The organism is Ensifer sp. 22521, from assembly GCF_052044795.1.
Lineage (GTDB): Bacteria > Pseudomonadota > Alphaproteobacteria > Rhizobiales > Rhizobiaceae > Ensifer.
Genome location: NZ_JBQENM010000018.1, coordinates 18,313 through 34,473, shown reverse-complemented (window position 1 = coordinate 34,473; position 16,161 = coordinate 18,313). Strand labels below are relative to the sequence as shown.

16 protein-coding genes are annotated in these 16,161 nt (G+C 63.4%); 11 read left to right on the top strand and 5 right to left on the bottom strand.

Features of this window, described 5'->3' with window-relative positions; translation table 11 throughout:
- Nucleotides 1–203: 203 nt before the first annotated feature.
- The 4 genes from ACTJKE_RS24500 to ACTJKE_RS24485 form a co-directional block, all read right to left on the bottom strand.
- On the bottom strand, nt 204–326 hold the full coding sequence (locus ACTJKE_RS24500) for a hypothetical protein (protein WP_440692689.1): 123 nt from the start codon (nt 324–326) through the stop codon (nt 204–206).
- A 12-nt stretch (nt 327–338) separates the two neighbouring features.
- Complete coding sequence (locus tag ACTJKE_RS24495) at nt 339–518, bottom strand: hypothetical protein (protein ID WP_176907510.1); 180 nt, start codon at nt 516–518, stop codon at nt 339–341.
- Between the two features lie 280 nt (nt 519–798).
- Nucleotides 799–1,437: an NrsF family protein gene (locus tag ACTJKE_RS24490; protein WP_058327325.1), complete on the bottom strand. Its 639-nt coding sequence runs from the start codon at nt 1,435–1,437 to the stop codon at nt 799–801.
- A gap of 1 nt (nt 1,438) precedes the next feature.
- Nucleotides 1,439–1,975 carry a sigma-70 family RNA polymerase sigma factor gene (locus tag ACTJKE_RS24485; RefSeq protein WP_058327326.1) on the bottom strand — a complete coding sequence of 179 codons (537 nt, stop codon included), beginning with the start codon at nt 1,973–1,975 and terminating at the stop codon, nt 1,439–1,441.
- Between the two features lie 225 nt (nt 1,976–2,200).
- On the opposite strand from ACTJKE_RS24485, the gene ACTJKE_RS24480 reads away from it, so the two are divergent.
- The 7 genes from ACTJKE_RS24480 (at nt 2,201) to ACTJKE_RS24450 (ending at nt 7,617) form a co-directional block, all read left to right on the top strand.
- Nucleotides 2,201–2,524: a BufA1 family periplasmic bufferin-type metallophore gene (locus ACTJKE_RS24480; RefSeq protein WP_440692687.1), complete on the top strand. Its 324-nt coding sequence runs from the start codon at nt 2,201–2,203 to the stop codon at nt 2,522–2,524.
- 119 nt (nt 2,525–2,643) lie between these two features.
- On the top strand, nt 2,644–3,570 hold the full coding sequence (bufB, locus tag ACTJKE_RS24475) for an MNIO family bufferin maturase (protein ID WP_058327327.1): 927 nt from the start codon (nt 2,644–2,646) through the stop codon (nt 3,568–3,570).
- A complete protein-coding gene (locus ACTJKE_RS24470) occupies nt 3,557–4,360 on the top strand; it encodes an HvfC/BufC N-terminal domain-containing protein (RefSeq protein ID WP_058327328.1) in 804 nt (267 codons plus the stop codon). Before bufB ends, ACTJKE_RS24470 begins: the two co-directional genes overlap by 14 nt.
- A 7-nt stretch (nt 4,361–4,367) precedes the next feature.
- On the top strand, nt 4,368–4,880 hold the full coding sequence (locus ACTJKE_RS24465; protein ID WP_440692685.1) for a DoxX family protein: 513 nt from the start codon (nt 4,368–4,370) through the stop codon (nt 4,878–4,880).
- A gap of 192 nt (nt 4,881–5,072) precedes the next feature.
- Nucleotides 5,073–5,684, top strand: a complete 612-nt coding sequence (locus ACTJKE_RS24460; protein WP_245296101.1) for a helix-turn-helix transcriptional regulator — start codon at nt 5,073–5,075, stop codon at nt 5,682–5,684.
- A complete protein-coding gene (locus ACTJKE_RS24455; RefSeq protein WP_162764808.1) occupies nt 5,681–6,658 on the top strand; it encodes an ornithine cyclodeaminase family protein in 978 nt (325 codons plus the stop codon). The genes ACTJKE_RS24460 and ACTJKE_RS24455 overlap by 4 nt, the downstream gene beginning before the upstream one ends.
- Nucleotides 6,655–7,617: a pyridoxal-phosphate dependent enzyme gene (locus ACTJKE_RS24450; RefSeq protein WP_113514791.1), complete on the top strand. Its 963-nt coding sequence runs from the start codon at nt 6,655–6,657 to the stop codon at nt 7,615–7,617. The genes ACTJKE_RS24455 and ACTJKE_RS24450 overlap by 4 nt, the downstream gene beginning before the upstream one ends.
- Nucleotides 7,618–7,630: 13 nt before the next feature.
- Here the strand turns inward: ACTJKE_RS24450 and ACTJKE_RS24445 are convergent, their stop codons facing one another.
- On the bottom strand, nt 7,631–8,572 hold the full coding sequence (locus tag ACTJKE_RS24445) for a LysR substrate-binding domain-containing protein (RefSeq protein ID WP_440638281.1): 942 nt from the start codon (nt 8,570–8,572) through the stop codon (nt 7,631–7,633).
- Between the two features lie 111 nt (nt 8,573–8,683).
- Here ACTJKE_RS24445 and ACTJKE_RS24440 point away from each other — a divergent pair, with 111 nt between their 5' ends.
- The 4 genes from ACTJKE_RS24440 (at nt 8,684) to ACTJKE_RS24425 (ending at nt 16,022) form a co-directional block, all read left to right on the top strand.
- Nucleotides 8,684–10,483 carry an adenine deaminase gene (locus tag ACTJKE_RS24440; RefSeq protein WP_058327333.1) on the top strand — a complete coding sequence of 600 codons (1,800 nt, stop codon included), beginning with the start codon at nt 8,684–8,686 and terminating at the stop codon, nt 10,481–10,483.
- 60 nt (nt 10,484–10,543) lie between these two features.
- A complete protein-coding gene (locus ACTJKE_RS24435; protein WP_058327334.1) occupies nt 10,544–11,944 on the top strand; it encodes an NCS2 family permease in 1,401 nt (466 codons plus the stop codon).
- Between the two features lie 73 nt (nt 11,945–12,017).
- Nucleotides 12,018–13,814 carry an adenine deaminase gene (gene ade / locus ACTJKE_RS24430; RefSeq protein ID WP_440638278.1) on the top strand — a complete coding sequence of 599 codons (1,797 nt, stop codon included), beginning with the start codon at nt 12,018–12,020 and terminating at the stop codon, nt 13,812–13,814.
- A gap of 531 nt (nt 13,815–14,345) precedes the next feature.
- A complete protein-coding gene (locus tag ACTJKE_RS24425) occupies nt 14,346–16,022 on the top strand; it encodes a putative bifunctional diguanylate cyclase/phosphodiesterase (RefSeq protein ID WP_440692683.1) in 1,677 nt (558 codons plus the stop codon).
- Nucleotides 16,023–16,161 lie beyond the last annotated feature (139 nt).

Here is a 16,161-nt window from a genome sequence, read left to right as displayed (position 1 = left end):
GCCGGATGACGACCTATAGGCGAATCGGGCGCAACCGCCAAGTGCAGAAATCTTGCCATGGCGCCAATCGTCGCGGCTGCGGCCGGTTTGCAACAGTCGCTGGACGCAGATCGCGAACGTCGAGAACGCCGCGCATTACCGCGCGGCGTTCCAATCCTCGAGCAAGGTCAGCCCTTGCAATGCTCTGCTGCTCGGCGTGAGCCTTAGAAGCTCACCTTGACGCCGTGGTCGGAGACGCCCGACGCAATCTGCCCGGTGTAGTTGACGCCAAAGGTCGCGTCCGGCGCGATGTTGAAGTCGATGCCCGCTTCGACCAGCGCCGACATCGGCGACGACGATCACGCCGAAGTCGCCGCCGTCTCGGCCGCCATGCGCCAGGCCGAGCGCGTCATTCTCGCAGTCGACAGCAGCAATTTGGCCGGCGGGCGCTCGTCCGGCTTGCGTCGCTTGCCGACATCGATGCGCTGGTCACCGACAGGCTGCCGGACGAGCACCTCGTTGCGCTCCTGCACGAACATGGCGTCAGCATCCATTGCTAGTGGAAGTACCGGAAACGAAGGTGCCACCGCGTTTTTGGACCAAAGGCTTGAAAACCGTAGCCGGGCACCACACATAGGCATCATCGAATTGCCCGTGGAGCCCGCCGGAATTCATCCGAAGGCTCCGGGCGAAGTTCGCGCGGAAACCCTGACCACGGATGTACTGGCAGTGTGACGCAGCGAACGGGAAAAGGTCGGCCTTGCCGGCCTTTTTTGTTTTCACCACCGCTTCAATCCGATCGGAGGCTGGCCGGCGCTGCTACCAGCGGACGGCCAAACGCGCGCCAATGGCTCCAAGCAGCGTCAGGCCAAAGACCGCGATCGTGTACCAGGTCGCGACGAAGAGCGGCGAGTCGTCGGGGCAGTGGGCGGCATAGAAGGTCGCAGCGATGCCACCTGCGGCAAGCCCCGCCAGCGCACCGGAAAGCGCCGGCCGCGATGGCGCGCCGTGGCGCAGCGCCAGCAGGAAGAGCGCAAGCGGCGCCAAGCCGATCAGAGGAATGAAGGTCAGGCAAAGCACGCTGTTGGTGCCGATCAGTTTTGCAGCCCAGGTATCAGACGGCAGGGCGATCAGTTCCAGCGCGACACCAACGAGCACCAGCAACGGCGCGACGCAGAGATAGGGCAGCAGCTTGCGCAACTCGGCTTCGGGCCAGGCCGCAACGCGCATGGCTGCGAAGGCTGCCGCCGCGAGGGCACCGGTGACCACGAACTTGAACAGGAAGCGCAGCGTCTCAACAGCGGCGGCGATATCCGGCCTCGGCCCAAGCATCATGAAGAAGACGAGCCCGGCGAGCATGAGCGCCCCGCTTGCGGCGCCCAGCCACACAGTATTCATAGACAATCCGGGCCGCCGGATATCCGCTGCAAGAGCTTTGATGAGATCGTTCGTGTCCATGTCAGTTTCGTCCAAATCGGCGGGCGATTGCAGCCAGGCCGCGGTGAAGCGCCACGCGAACCGCCGTTTCGTTCATATCCAGTCTCTGCGCCGTTTCGGCGATCGTGCAGCCTTCGATCGAGATCGCGTTGACGACTGCCCGTTGCCCGGGCGCGAGGCCCTCCAGCGCCCGGCCGATCTCCCAATCGCGGGCCTTTTCGGATTCGGCGCTCGCAAGAGTTTCTTCATATTCGTCGATGCCCACCGTCGGGCGGCGGGCCTGCCGCCGGACGGCATCGACGAATTTGTGCCTGGCGATCGCATGGAGCCAAGGGATAACAGGCGCATCGCCTCGCCAGGTATGACGCTTGACGTGCACCGCCAGCAACGCCTCCTGGACGATATCCTCCGCATCGACGCCGCCGCCCGCGGTCCACCGCCTCGCCCAACCGCGGATTACGAGCGCAGCATCACGCAGGAAGTCGCCATAGGCTTTCTCGTCACCGGCCAAGGCCTGGCGAAGCAAACTTGCGAGATGTTCGTCCTCCGCGCCGCTCACTCGCGCCTTTCCTCCCCATTCGCTGATTCCAGGCGTTTGTTACACACTCATCCCAAATTCGCATGGGCAGCGCTGTCAAGCCGGCTGACATCATCGTGACCGCTCGCGAACGCATCACGAAAGCGTGTTGCCAACGTTATGTAACGCCCCCTGTCTCCGCGACGAAAGACCTGATGTGCGCCTGAGACAGGACGCACGGGATGAGTTCAACACGGAGATAGAATGATGTCCATGAAGTCCACAATCAGCAGCGCAATGCTCGCAAGCGCGGTTGCGGCCGCCCTGTCGACGCTCGCGACCGCAGCGCCGCTCACCGAAGCACAGGTCAAAAGCGCGGTGGATGCGGGCAAGGAAAAGTGCTTCGGCGTCGCCCTCAAGGGTCACAACGATTGCGCCGCCGGACCGGGCACGACCTGCCAGGCCACGTCCACGGTCGACTATCAGGGCAACGCCTGGAAGTTTGTCGATGGCGGCACCTGCACGACCATGGAACTGCCCGACGGTCGCAAGGGCTCGCCGCAGCCGCTGGCCCGCGACATGCCTTCCTGATCCACCACAGAGCGGAACGGGATGCGGGGCAATCGCGTCCCGTTCCGCACAGGCTTTCACCAAACGGTGGCGCTTCAGCCCGCCACTGAAAAGCACTCGAATACTGAACGGGATTGGCGATGAGCACTTCGACAGGATACGGCGGCCGGTTTGCCTTGGTGAGCCAGCGTCTGCCGAAACATGAAATCGCCGGGCTGGCGGGAACCAGCTTCAAGCACCAGCACCTGCCGGCAATCCTCGCCGATGATACGCCGGGCGGCTTCTTCGAGGTTCATGCGGAAAACTACATGGGCGCCGGCGGTCCGCCGCATGCAGCACTTACCCGCATCCGCGAGGACTTTCCGGTCTCACTGCATGGCGTCTGCATGTCGATTGGCGGGCCACAACCGCTGGACAAGACGCATCTCGCCCGATTCAAGGATCTGGTCGACCGCTATGAACCGGCCCTTGTCTCCGAGCATCTCGCCTGGTCGACCCACGAAACCACCTTCTACAACGACCTCTTGCCGCTGCCCTACACCGAGGCGACCGCCGCTCGCGTCGCCGATCATATCGACGAGGTCCAGGAGATGATCGGCCGCCGGCTGCTGCTCGAAAATCCCTCGACCTATGTCACCTTCCGGGAATCGACGATGAGCGAAACGGCGTTCATTCGCGAACTGGTAAAACGCACCGGCTGCGGACTGCTGCTCGACGTCAACAACGTCTTCGTCTCGGCCACCAACCACGGCTATTCCGCGCTCGACTATCTCGGCGACTTTCCGCTGGAGCATGTGGGCGAGATCCATCTTGCCGGGCACGCGGAACAGCAGGACGACGAGGGCGAACTGCTGCTGGTCGACAGCCACGACGGGCCGGTCGCCGATGCCGTCTGGAAACTCTACGAAATGGTCATCGCTCGGACCGGCCCCATCCCGACTCTGATCGAATGGGACAGCGCCATTCCCGACTGGCCGGTGCTGAAGCGCGAGGCGACGGCCGCACAACGGATCCTTGACCGCCATGCGCAGGTGGCGTCACGGGAGAAGTTCCGTGCAAGCGCCTAGCAGACTACCCACCGCGCGCGTTGGCGCCGCCGGCAGTTATGTCGCCGGCTTCGTGCCGCCGCTTCTTGATCCGGAACGGCAGACGCCGACGCTGGTCTCCGGCCCGAATGGCAAGGCGGCCGTCAAGCGCTTCAACGTCTACCGCAACAACGTCACCGTCAGCCTGATCGAGGCGCTGGCGGCGACCTTCCCGGCGACTGAGCGCATCACCGGCGAAACCTTCTTTCGTGCCATGGCCCGCTTTCACGTGCGGGAAACGCCCCCGACCTCGCCGCTGCTTTTCGAATACGGCCGGGACTTTCCCAACTTCATCGCGCGCTACGAGTACGCCCAAGCGATGCCCTGGCTTGCCGATGTGGCGCGGATCGAACGCGCCTGGCTCGATGCCTATCACGCCGCCGATAAGTCGGCGCTGACGCCAGATGCACTCGCCGCCGTTCCGCCGGACCGGCTCGGCGACGCCGTCTTCGAGGCGCACCCGGCGACCCGGATCGTCCCATCCGACTATCCCGCTGTGACGATCTTTGCCGTCAACCGGGCGAGCGGACCCGTCGACCGAATCGAGTCCTTGGCGCCGGAAAGCGCGCTGATCACCCGCCCGGAACTGGAGGTGGCTGTCCGCAACCTCACACCCGGAGCGGACATTCTGCTCGACCGCCTGCTGTCAGGTGTTCCCCTGGCCACGGCGGCAACGGAAGCAGCAAGCCAATATCCCTCGCTCGACCTCGCCACCGCCATCGCAACGGCGCTCGAGGCCGGCGCCTTCTCGGCCATTCATTACGGAGGATGAAACCATGATGTCCGCATCCAGCTCCCGAAACAGCGTCAATGCCACCGACCTGTCGCACTGGGCCCGCCGCGCGAACCGGGCGGTCGGCGCGCTCGCTCCCCTCTGGCTCGCGCAACTCGTCCTGCGCTTTGGGCTGGCCGTGCCGTTCTTCCGGTCCGGCATGAGCAAATGGGACGGTTTCCTACAGTTGAACGATGTCGCGGTGCTGCTCTTCAGTTCGGAGTTTCAGTTGCATCTTCCCGGCGGTCCTTATCCCTATCCCGCACCGGCGGTCATGGCCTTTGCCGCGGGCTCGGCCGAGATCCTTCTGCCGATCCTGCTGGTGTTCGGTCTGGCAACCCGCTTTGCCGCGCTCGGGCTGCTGGTGATGACCGCAGTCGTGCAACTGACCGTTCCGGACGGCTGGCCCATCCACATCACCTGGGCGGCAATGGCACTCGGCCTCATGGCTTCCGGTCCCGGCAAGCTGTCGCTCGATCATCTGCTGTGCACCTGGCGCGGCGGCCCCAACAAGGGCTGAGCCCATTCCGGCGCCCGCATTACCTGCGTGCGCCAACCCTGATCCCCACTCTCCCATCGGCAGTTCCAATAGCAGCGTGCGAAAATCTCGCACGCCGCTGTCGCGGTTTTTGAAATGTGCGGACGTAAAATCCAATATGGACATTTTAGTCCACGGGTGATTTAAGGACGGTTCCTGAAGAAAGGAAAGGCCGTGAATCCCGAACTCCGCCCGCATATGCTGGTCTGCGACGCGATCGCCTTGCTGTTCCAGCCCTATGCCGAAGTCGTGCTGCACGATCTCGCAACCGAAACCGTGATCCACATCGCCGGTAATTTTTCCAAGCGGGAAATCGGCGAACCCTCGCTGCTCAGCGAAATCGGTTTCAAGGAAGCGGACGGGGTCATCGGTCCCTACGAGAAGGTCAATTGGGACGGCCGCTCGATCAAAGCGATCAGCGCTGTGCTGCGAGGTACAGACGGCAAGGCGATCGGCGTGCTCTGCATCAACGCCGATGTCTCGGACTTTCACGCCGCACTCAGGACCCTCAACGCGCTTGTCCGCGTGCCTGCAAGCAGCGACAAGCCGGAGAGCCTGTTCAAGGAAGACTGGCACGAGCGCGTCAACGAGTATGTCCAGCAATGGACGACGGCCCGCGCGCTGACGATCTCGACGATGAGCCGGACCGACAAGCAGGCGCTGGTGATCGCCCTTTCCTCCGATGGTGCCTTCGGCGGCAAGAACGCCGCCTCCTACATCTCCCGCATCCTCGGCATGGGCCGGGCGACCGTCTACAAATACCTGAGCCAGGGCAGCGCGCCGTGATCGTCATCGACCGCGAAAAACTTGCATCCTTGCCCCTGCTGACACTCGCGGCCCCGGCGATCCGCGACGCCTATATTGCTGTGACCGATGGCCGCGCCAACCTGCCGCCGGTCGGCTACCTGCCGCTCATCGGCCGCAATGCCGATTGCCACATCAAATATGGCTACATCGAAGGCGATCCGATCTTCGTCGTGAAGATCGCGTCCGGTTTCTATGACAACCCGGCCAGGGGGCTGCCATCCAGCAACGGCATGATGGTTGCGGTCTCCGCCGAGACTGGAGACGTGGTCGCGGTGCTCGACGATAAAGGGATGCTGACCGATCTGCGCACCGGCATCGGCGGTGCCATCGCGACCATGGCCTTGTGGCGCAGCGACACCCGCTCGGTCGGCATCGTCGGCACCGGTACGCAGGCGCGCGTCCAGATCCGCGCGCTCGCCGCGCTCTCGGATCGAAAGCTTCATTTCTCGGTCTGGGGACGGTCGCCGGAAAAAGTAGCCGCTGTGCTTGCCGATCTTGCAGACCTTGAGCTTGCCATCGAGGCGACAACCGACTTGGAAGCGCTGTGCCGCCAATCCGATGCGATCGTGGCGACGACACCCTCGAAAGAGCCGCTGATCCGGTCGGACTGGATCGCTCCCGGCACGCACATCACCGCCATGGGTGCGGATGCGCCGGGCAAGCAGGAGCTCGACATCGCGCTCGTTGCCCGCGCCGATCGGCTTTTCGTCGATCTCTCCGAGCAATGCCTAGATCACGGCGAATTCTCCGCCGCTGCGCGGGCAGGATCGATCGGCGAAGGGCGCTGCGTTGCGCTCGGAGCGGTTCTTTCCGGTGCGACCAAGGGTCGGCGCTCGGACGGAGACATCACCATCGCCGACCTGACGGGGATCGCGACACAGGATATCGCCATCACCCGTGCCGCGCTCGCTGCGCTCGGTCTGCTTGGGCGCGCTGAAGGAGCACGATCATGAACAAAGACATTTTCGAAACAGCAGCACGCTCCGTACAGGCGCGCCAGCGTATCCGTCCGTTCATCTATGAGACGCCGCTGATCCCCTCCCGCGCAATCGGACGGCAAACGTCTTCGACTGTGCTGTTCAAGGCGGAGAACCTGCAGTTGACTGGTTCCTTCAAGATCCGAGGTGCCGCCAGCAAGATGACGTCGCTGCCGCGGGATCAGCGGGTGATTACCGCCTCCTCCGGCAACCATGGCATCGGTGCTGCCCATGCGGCAAGCGCGATCGGCCAGAAACTGACCGTCGTCTTGCCCGAGATCGTCAAGGCGGCGAAGCTCGAACGCATCCGCTCCTATGGCGTCGACGTCATTCTCCACGGCGGCGAAACAGGGCTCGCCGAACAGGAAGCCCAGCGGCTGGCCGCATCGGACAAGCGTGTCTACGTCTCGCCTTACAGCGATCGTGAGATCATCGCCGGACAGGGAACCATTGGGCTCGAACTGCTGGAACAGACCGAACGCATCGACAATGTCTTCGTCGCCATGGGCGGCGGCGGGCTGATCAGCGGCATCGGCTCGGTGCTGAAGAGTTTCAGCCCGCACACTCGCGTCATCGGCGTTTCCGCCGCCAATTCCGCAGCACTTGCCGCTTCGATAAACGCGGGTCGCGTCGTCGAGACGGAACATCTCGATACACTCGCCGAGGCGGTCGCCGGTGGCCTGGATGAAGACAGTGTCACGCTCGCGCTGGCTATGGCCGTCATCGACGAGGTGGTTACGTGCACGGAGGCGGAAATCGAAGCGTCGATGCGCGAGCTGCTTCTTGACGAGCATATGCTGGTCGAAGGGGCTGCAGCCCTCGCGCTCGCCGGCTTCCGCCAGGTCGCCGAAAAATACGCCGGCCAGACCAATGTCGTGCTGCTCTGCGGCGGCAATGTCGATGGCGCGAGCATGCTGCCTACATTGCTTCGCTAGGCGACGACCAGCGTCAAAGGCTGACCCGCTCGACGTAATAGCGCGGGATCTTCACCCGATCCCGATCGCGATAGAAGTCGATGCAGAAATCGACGAAGGCCTTGAAGCGTTTCGACACGTGCCGGCGGCGCGAATAGATGAGGTTGATCGCCGTCTGCGGTGAGCGCCAGTCGCAAAGCACCGGTTCCAGCAGGCCGGCCTGCCGCTCGGTCTCGACGAAGAAGTCAGGCAGGTAGGCGATGCCCTCGCCTGCCACCGCGAAATACTTGATCGTCCAGTAGTCGTTGGTGGTGCAGGTCGCAGCCGGCAGCAGGTCCACCTCGTCCTCGCCGGCTTGCGTCAGGTACCAGGATTGCAGCCGCGTCGGCTGGCGGAAGACGAGGCCGCGATGGCCGGCAAGTTCGTCCGGATTTTCCGGCTGTCCGTGGCGGGCGATGTATTGCGGACTGGCGAAAAGACCGTAGGACGAGACCGAAAGCCGCCGGCTGATGTAATCCACATCCGACGGCTCGCCCCAGTGGAAGATACCGTCGAGCGCCTGTTCGGTGACATCGGAAAACGGCTGACGCGAGGGGAGAAAGACGACGTCGAGATTGACCTGCGGATACTGCTGGCGAAAGGCGTAGAGCAGCTCGGACGTGATGGTCGTGCCGAACTCGCCGGTCGAACCCACCCGCAGCGTGCCCACGACCTCCTGGCGCATCTCGGCCATTGCGGTTGCCGCATCGTCGCAATTCGACTGGATGAGCCGCGCATAGCGCAGGAATTCCGCGCCCGCATCGGTCACATGAAGCTGGTGACCTTCCCGCACGAAGAGCTCGATGCCGAACTCGTCCTCCAACTGGCGGATCTTGTGGCTGAGTGTCGACTTAGGCAGCCGATACCGCCTGGAAGCCGCTGAAATAGAACGGGAATCGGCAACTTTCACGAAGCAGTCGATAAGCGAGAGATCCATATTTCGTCCAAAATCTTGGATGATATGTTCAGAAAATAGCCTGTTTCGGCCCATTGTGCAAACGCATGGGAATTGGGAATGTTCACTGGAGCTAAGGGAGAAGAGGTTCCAGTGAGCGATATCAGAGAATTCATTCGCGCCGCATCAGGCACCGGCGGCAAGGCAACGCTGGCGATCCGGGGCGGTCGCCTCGTCAATGTCGTCTCGGAGGAAATCTATCAGGCCGACGTCGCCATTTATGGCGAACGCATCATCGCCGTCGGCGACATCTCCGACTATATCGGCCCTGAGACCAAGATCGTCGACGCCACGGGCAAATATCTCGCACCGGGCATGATCGACGGGCATCTGCATGTCGAGTGCTCGAAGATGTCTTTGACGAGCTTTGCCAAGGCCGTCGTTCCGCTCGGCACGACCTCGATCGTCACCGGCCTCGACCAGATCATCGTCGTCGGCGGGCCGGCTGCAGCACGCGAGTTCCTCGATGAAGCCAAGCAGACGCCGCTGAAAGTCTTCTGGGGAGCCCCCTGCAAGACGCCCTACACCATGCCGCGCTCGACCGTCGGCCACTACTTCAGCCCGGCCGACCACCAGGCGACACACAACTGGCCGGAATGCGTCGGCATCTGGGAAACGGTCCGCGAATTCATCCAGGAGGAAGACGCCGACGTGCTGGCGGCGCTTGAACTCGCCGAAAAGAGCCGACTGCCGGTGCTTGGCTGCTGCCCGATGACCCGCGGCGCACGGCTTAACGGCTACCAGCAATCGGGCGTTCGCGCCGACCACGAGAGCTACACGCCGGAAGAGATGCTCGAAAAGCTGCGCGCCGGCATGCATGTCGTGGTGCGTGAATCCTCGATCTCGCATTTCCTTGCGGACAACCTGCGCATCGTGACGGAAATGGGCGTGAAGGCGCTCCGCCGCATCAGCTTCTGCACCGACGACGTGGTCGCGAGCGACATCCTGAAGCGCGGCCATCTCGACAACATGGTGCGCATGGCGATCGCCATAGGCATTTCGCCGATGGCGGCGATCCAGATGGCGACGATCAACGGCGCCGATGCGCTGAGGATCGACGACAAGGTCGGCTCGATCTCGCCCGGCCGCGCCGCCGACATCCTGCTCGTCAACAACCTGCGCGATTTCAACATCGAGACCGTCGTCGCCAAGGGCGAAGTGGTCGCCCGCGATGGCAAGATGGCGATCGAGTTGACGCCGCCGGTGCGCAGCGTTGCCCTGCGCAACTCCGTCAAGGTCGCACAGCTTGAGCCCGGCGACCTCAAGGTCGCCTATGACGGCGCCGGCGACACGGCCGAGGCGTTGGCGATCGCCGTCACGCCGGAAAAGATCTTCGTGCGCACCCGTCGCGACGTGACCCTTGCCGTCAAGGACGGCCAGGTCTTCGCCGATCCCGCCAGGGACGTGCAATACATCACGGTCGTCGAGCGCTACGGCAAGACCCGCAACCGCCCGGTCGCCTTCACCTCCGGCTTCGGCTTGCGCGAAGGCGCGATGGCCAGCTCGACCGCGCCCGATGACAACAACATCATCTGCATAGGCGCCGACCTCGAAGACATGCGCATCGCCATCAACCACCTGATCGCCCACAATGGCGGCCAGGTCGTGGTCAGGAACGGCAAGGTTGAAGCCTTCTTGCACCTGCCGATCGGCGGCATCGTCTCCGACATCGAACCGGCCGAGATGGCGGCGCTGGAAGACCAACTCGACGATGCGGCCCGAGCCCTCGGTTGCCCGCTTCCCTGGCCCTTCATGTACATGTTCGTGCTGCAGATCACGGCGATCCCGGAATATGCGATCACCGACCTCGGCGTCGTCGATTGTGTCGGGCTCAAGGTGATCTCGCCGTTTTCGCCCGCTCGAGGAGACGAGCGCGCCGAAGCCGCAGAATAATGCTCCAGGAGGGGACCGGTCATGCCGGCCCCCTCTGCCGTTTCAAAAAAGGGGAACAAAATGAACATTCAGAACAAGACCGTGGAGGCGGCACCTAGCCCGGAGACATCCTGGCTTCACGCCCTTCTTGATCGCTACTTCCAGATCTCGCGGTTCGGCTCCACCGTCCGCACCGAAATCCTGGCCGGCCTCACGACCTTTCTCGCGGCCTCCTACGTCATCGTCGTCAACCCCTCGATCCTGGCGCATGCCGGCATCCCGTTTTCGGCAGGCGTGACGGCGACGGTGCTCGTCAGCTTCATCGGCAGCTGCGCCATGGGGCTTTATGCGCGCAGCCCCATATTGGTGGCGCCGGGCATGGGCATCAATGCGCTCTTTGCCTACACGATGGTGGTCGGCGCCAAGGTTCCGCTCGAGGTCGCGCTCGGCTGCGTCTTCTGGGCCGGCGTGCTCTTCACCATCATGGCGTTCTTCAACCTGCGCCAGACGATCATCGAGGCAATCCCGGTCGATCTGCGCTACGGCATCGCCTGCGGCATCGGCCTCTTCATCGCGCTGATCGGCCTGGAAAACGCCAAGTTCATCGTTGCCAATCCCGACACCATCGTCGGGCTGACCCAGTTCAACCCGGTGACGCTCACCTTCATCGCCGGCTTCGTGCTGACGGTGGCGCTGGTGGTGCGGCGCGTTCCCGGCGCAATGATGGCCGGCATGATCCTCACCACCATCCTTGCGATCCCGATCGGCCGCTGGTGGGGCGACGGCAGCGCGTTCTGGCCGGAGACGCCCGACGTGCACACGCTGGTCAACTGGAGCGGTTTCTCCGCCGCACCGGATTTCAGCTTCGTTGGTCAGATCGATCTCCTGGGCGCGCTCAACCTGATCTATCTGCCCTTCATCTTCGTCTTCCTGTTCACCAACTTCATCGAGGCGCTTTCCACATTCCTTGGCCTTGCTGAAGCGGCCGACCTCAAGGATGAGACCGGCATGCCGCGCAATATCCGCGAATCGATGCATGTCGATGCGATCGCCGCACTGATCTCGGCCCCGCTCGGCACCAGCCCCGCGACCGTCTATCTCGAATCCGGCGCCGGCATCCAGCAAGGAGGCCGGACCGGTCTGGTGGCACTTATCGCCGGCCTGCTCTTCCTGCCCTTCCTGTTCCTGTCGCCGTTGCTCTCGCTGGTGCCGGCGGTGGCCACTGCGCCGGTGCTGATCCTCACCGGTCTCTTCATGTCCGAGCCGATCAGCAACATCCGCTGGAGCGCGCTCGACGAGGCGATCCCCGCGTTCCTCGCGATCGTCTTGATCCCGCTCACCTTCTCGATCACGCTCGGCCTGTCGCTGGCGATCATCGCCTATGTGCTGATCAAACTGGTCTGCGGCCGGGCGCGCGATGTAAGACCGGTCATGTGGTTCGTCGCGCTGCTTGCCGCAGCCCTCGTCGCCCAGACTCAATAGACCACCAGCAAATCCTTCGGCGCCCTCCTTTTTATGGAAGGGCGCCGACATCGCCCATCCGAAGGAAACAAACATGCTTCAATCCTGGTCGAGAACCGCACCCGAACTGGTCGACGTCGCCATGGGCCGCAAGCCGGCCGATCTCGTGATCCGCAACGGCAAATGGGTCAACGTCTATTCTGGCGAGATCATTCCCGGGACCGATATCGCCGTCAAAGCCGGCCGTTTCGCTTATGTCGGCCCGGACGCCGGCCACACGATCGGCGCCGATACCAAGGTCGTCGATGCGGCCGGCCGCTATCTCGTGCCCGGCCTTTGCGACGCGCACATGCATGTCGAGAGTGGTCTCGTCACCGTCACCGAATTTGCCCGCGCGGTGATCCCGCACGGAACCACCACCATGTTCATCGACCCGCACGAGATCGCCAACGTGCTCGGCCTCGATGGCGTCCGGCTGATGAACGAGGAAGCGCAGAGCCTGCCGGTCAACGTGCTCGTCCAGGTGCCGAGCTGCGTGCCGAGCGCACCGGGCCTTGAGACCGCCGGCGCCGAGCTTTCCGCTCAAGATGTCGCCGAGGCGCTCGCCTGGCCGAACGTCATCGGTCTCGGCGAGATGATGAATTTCCCCGGTGTCGCTGCCAACGACCCGAAGATGATGGCCGAGATCGCTGCGACCCAGGATGCGCGGCTGACCGTCGGTGGGCACTATGCCTCGCCGCATCTCGGCCGCGAATTCCATGCCTATGCCGCCGGCGGCCCGACCGACGACCACGAGGGGACCACCGTAGAGGACGCGATCGCCCGCGTTCGCCAGGGCATGCGCGCCATGCTGCGCCTTGGCTCCGCCTGGTACGATGTTGCCGCACAGATCAAGGCCGTCACCGAATCCGGCCTCGATCCGCGCAATTTCCTGCTCTGCACCGACGACAGCCATTCCGGCACGCTGGTTCATGACGGACACATGAACCGCGTGGTGCGCCATGCGATCGCACAGGGGCTGAAACCGATTACCGCCATCCAGATGGCGACGCTCAACACCGCCCAGCATTTCGGCCTGGAGCGCGAGCTCGGATCGATAGCGCCCGGCCGGCGGGCGGACCTGATCGTCACCTCGGATCTCGCGGCGCTGCCGATCGAGATGGTGTTTGCCCGCGGCGAACTCATGGCCGAAGGCGGGACGCTGGTGCGCGACATCCCGGCCTATGTCTATCCGGAAAGCGCCCGCAACACCGTCCATCTTGGCCGGATGCTGACCGCCGCGGATTTCGACATTCCGTCCAATGCACGCGCTACAAGGGCGCGGGTGAACGTGATCGGCGTCGTCGAAAACCAGGCGCCGACGCGCGCGCTCGAGGCCGAGGTCGCAATCGAAAACGGCTTCGTGCAGATGGATAGGGCCAACGATATCTGCCAGATCGCGCTCGTCGAACGCCACCGCGGCACCGGCGACGTCGTCAACGCCTTCGTCTCCGGCTTCGGCTACGGCAGCGATTGCGCGATCGCCAGCACGGTCGCGCATGATAGCCACCACATGATCGTCGTCGGCACGAACAAGGCGGACATGGCCAAGGCCGCCAACCGACTGCACGAGGTCGGCGGCGGCATCGTCGTCATCAAGCAAGGCCGCGAGCTGGCTCTGGTCGAACTTCCCGTTGCCGGCCTGATGTCGGATCAGCGGGCGGAGATCGTTGCCGAGAAGGCCGCGGCCATCGTCGAGGCGATGCGCGCCTGCGGCTGCCGGTTGAACAACGCCTACATGCAGCACTCGCTGCTGGCCCTCGTCGTCATTCCGGAACTCAGGATTTCGGACAAGGGCTTGATCGACGTCCGGACCTTCCAGAAGATCGACGTGATCTTGAGCACGCACTGAGCCTAAATAGCGATTGGCCGCCGGCAACCCGGTGGCCAACTCGCCCGTGGTTCTTAATTCCGGGTGATCGCGGGATGGGTGAAGCCACATAATCCCCTGAAAACTTCCTTTATGGTTAACCGATACTTAAACGGAGCCCGACGGCCCCGTTGCCCGGGCGTATCTGCCGTTTGCTTAACCGCGACCGGCCGCAGTAGACACCCGAACCCCCTGTTGATATGGCGTCCCACAATGGAACATGCGTGCAGGCGGAACCGAAACGCCCACAGCTGTTCCGCCCCAAATTGCATGCAATGATGGCAAATGATACAAGATGAAGCTTATATACAACCGTGTGGGGCAAAGGATATCGAGCAGCGCTCGCCATGCTCCGAAGCGAGGTTTCCACAGGTAAGATCGCAAGCAGCCTATTGGCATTGACCCGGGCGGGCGACGCGGTAGCTTTGCAGAAGGACGAGCCGAACCGGAGCGCCGTTGGAGCGGGCTTTTACATTCTTCCGGCGCGTTCGAAATAGAGAGGGAAAGGCAAGCATGCCGGACACTGACGCAACCTTGTCTGCTTCAGCTTCAGTGCAAGATCCCGTTGCGGCCCATCTGGACGAAGTCCTCTCGTTCTATGACGAAGCCTTTCATCTGACCGGCGCCTCGCCGGCGCTGCAGGAAACTTACGAAGTCGGCACGCTCGTCGATGCCACCTTGTGGCATCTCTATCCCGAGTTGCTTGCGCCGGTGTCGAAGGCCGCGGTTGAATCCGTCATCGCTCACGGCGTGCCGCGCAGCGTCGAAGTCGTCGACGCCACCACCAAATCACGGCGCACGCTGCTCGTCTTCCGCGCCATGCGTGGCATCGGCGTGCTCGAAACGAGCGGCCGCTCGACCCGCCGCGAGGTGGGCAGCCATGGCGAAAGCGAGCGCGCGCTGCTTCTGCACCAGGCGACCCACGACGTGCTGACCGGCCTGCCCAACCGGCGGCAGTTCAGCGACGATCTGCAAAGCATCCTGCCGACGCCGGGCGAGAAGCTGGCGCTGATGCAGATCGACCTCGACGATTTCAAGCCGGTCAACGACACGCTCGGCCACGGCGCCGGCGACGCGGTCTTGAAAATGGCCGCCGAGCGCATCCGCGGCACCCTTCGCGACGGCGAAGTCGCCTATCGCCTCGCCGGCGACGAGTTCGCCGTCATCCAGCGCCACAGCGACCAGCCGGCAGACGCCGAGTATCTCGCCGAAACCCTGATCCAGGCGTTCGGCGAACCTTTCACGATCGACGGCATCTCCGTCTTCGTCGGCGCCAGCATCGGCATTGCCATTGCGCCGAATGACGGAAACGACATCGAGCAACTGATGAAGGCGGCGGACATTGCGCTTTATGCCGCCAAGAAGGACGGACGGGGCCGGGCAAAGACCTTCAGCCGCTCCATGCTGATCGTGCTCGAACAGCGCGAGATGCTGCGCCGCAGTCTGCGCACCGCGCTGCAGGACAAGCAGTTTTCGATCGAGTACCAGCCGCTCGTCGAGCCGCCATTTTCGATCGTCGGCTTCGAGGCGCTTGTGCGCTGGCACCATCCGCTGGTCGGCACGATCCCGCCCAACGTCTTCATCCCGATGGCGGAAGCCGACGGCCTGATGAACGAGATCGGCCAATGGGTGCTGGAGGAGGCCTGCCGGCAGGCTGCCACCTGGCCGTCGCACTTCACCGTCGCCGTCAACCTGTCGCCGGCGGAGTTCCTGCGCGAGGGCCTGACAGACCGGATCGCCCAGGCGATCGACATGGCAGGTTTGAGGGCCGACCGGCTTGAGCTCGAGGTCACAGAATCGGTGCTGCTTGAACGCACGACCAACAACCTCGACACGCTGAACACGCTCAACGTGCTCGGTATCCAGATCTCCCTCGACGATTTCGGCACCTTCTATTCGTCGCTCAGCTACCTCAAGAACTTCCCCTTCGATACGATCAAGATCGACCGCTACTTCATCAAGGATCTGGAGAGCGACGAAAAGAGCCAGACGATCGTCCGGTCGATCATCGGCCTTGCCCACGGTCTTGGTATGCGCGTGACCGCCGAAGGCGTGGAAACGGTTGGACAGGCGGTCTGGCTGCGGAAAGAGGGATGCGACCGGCTGCAGGGTTACTTCCTGGGCATGCCGATGCCGGCGGACGCCATTGGCGCCTATCTTCGCCGCTCGTCGGCAATGGCAACGCTCTAGGCGCATCCGTGCGTTGCGCGGCGGGATGCGCGGCGCATCACCTGGGTTGTTTACGTGCAAAATCCGGGGGTTGCGTGGTTAGAAATCATTATAGAAAGTGCCGTATGGCCGTGGCAGAGTTCGGGGTGCGGAGGACATT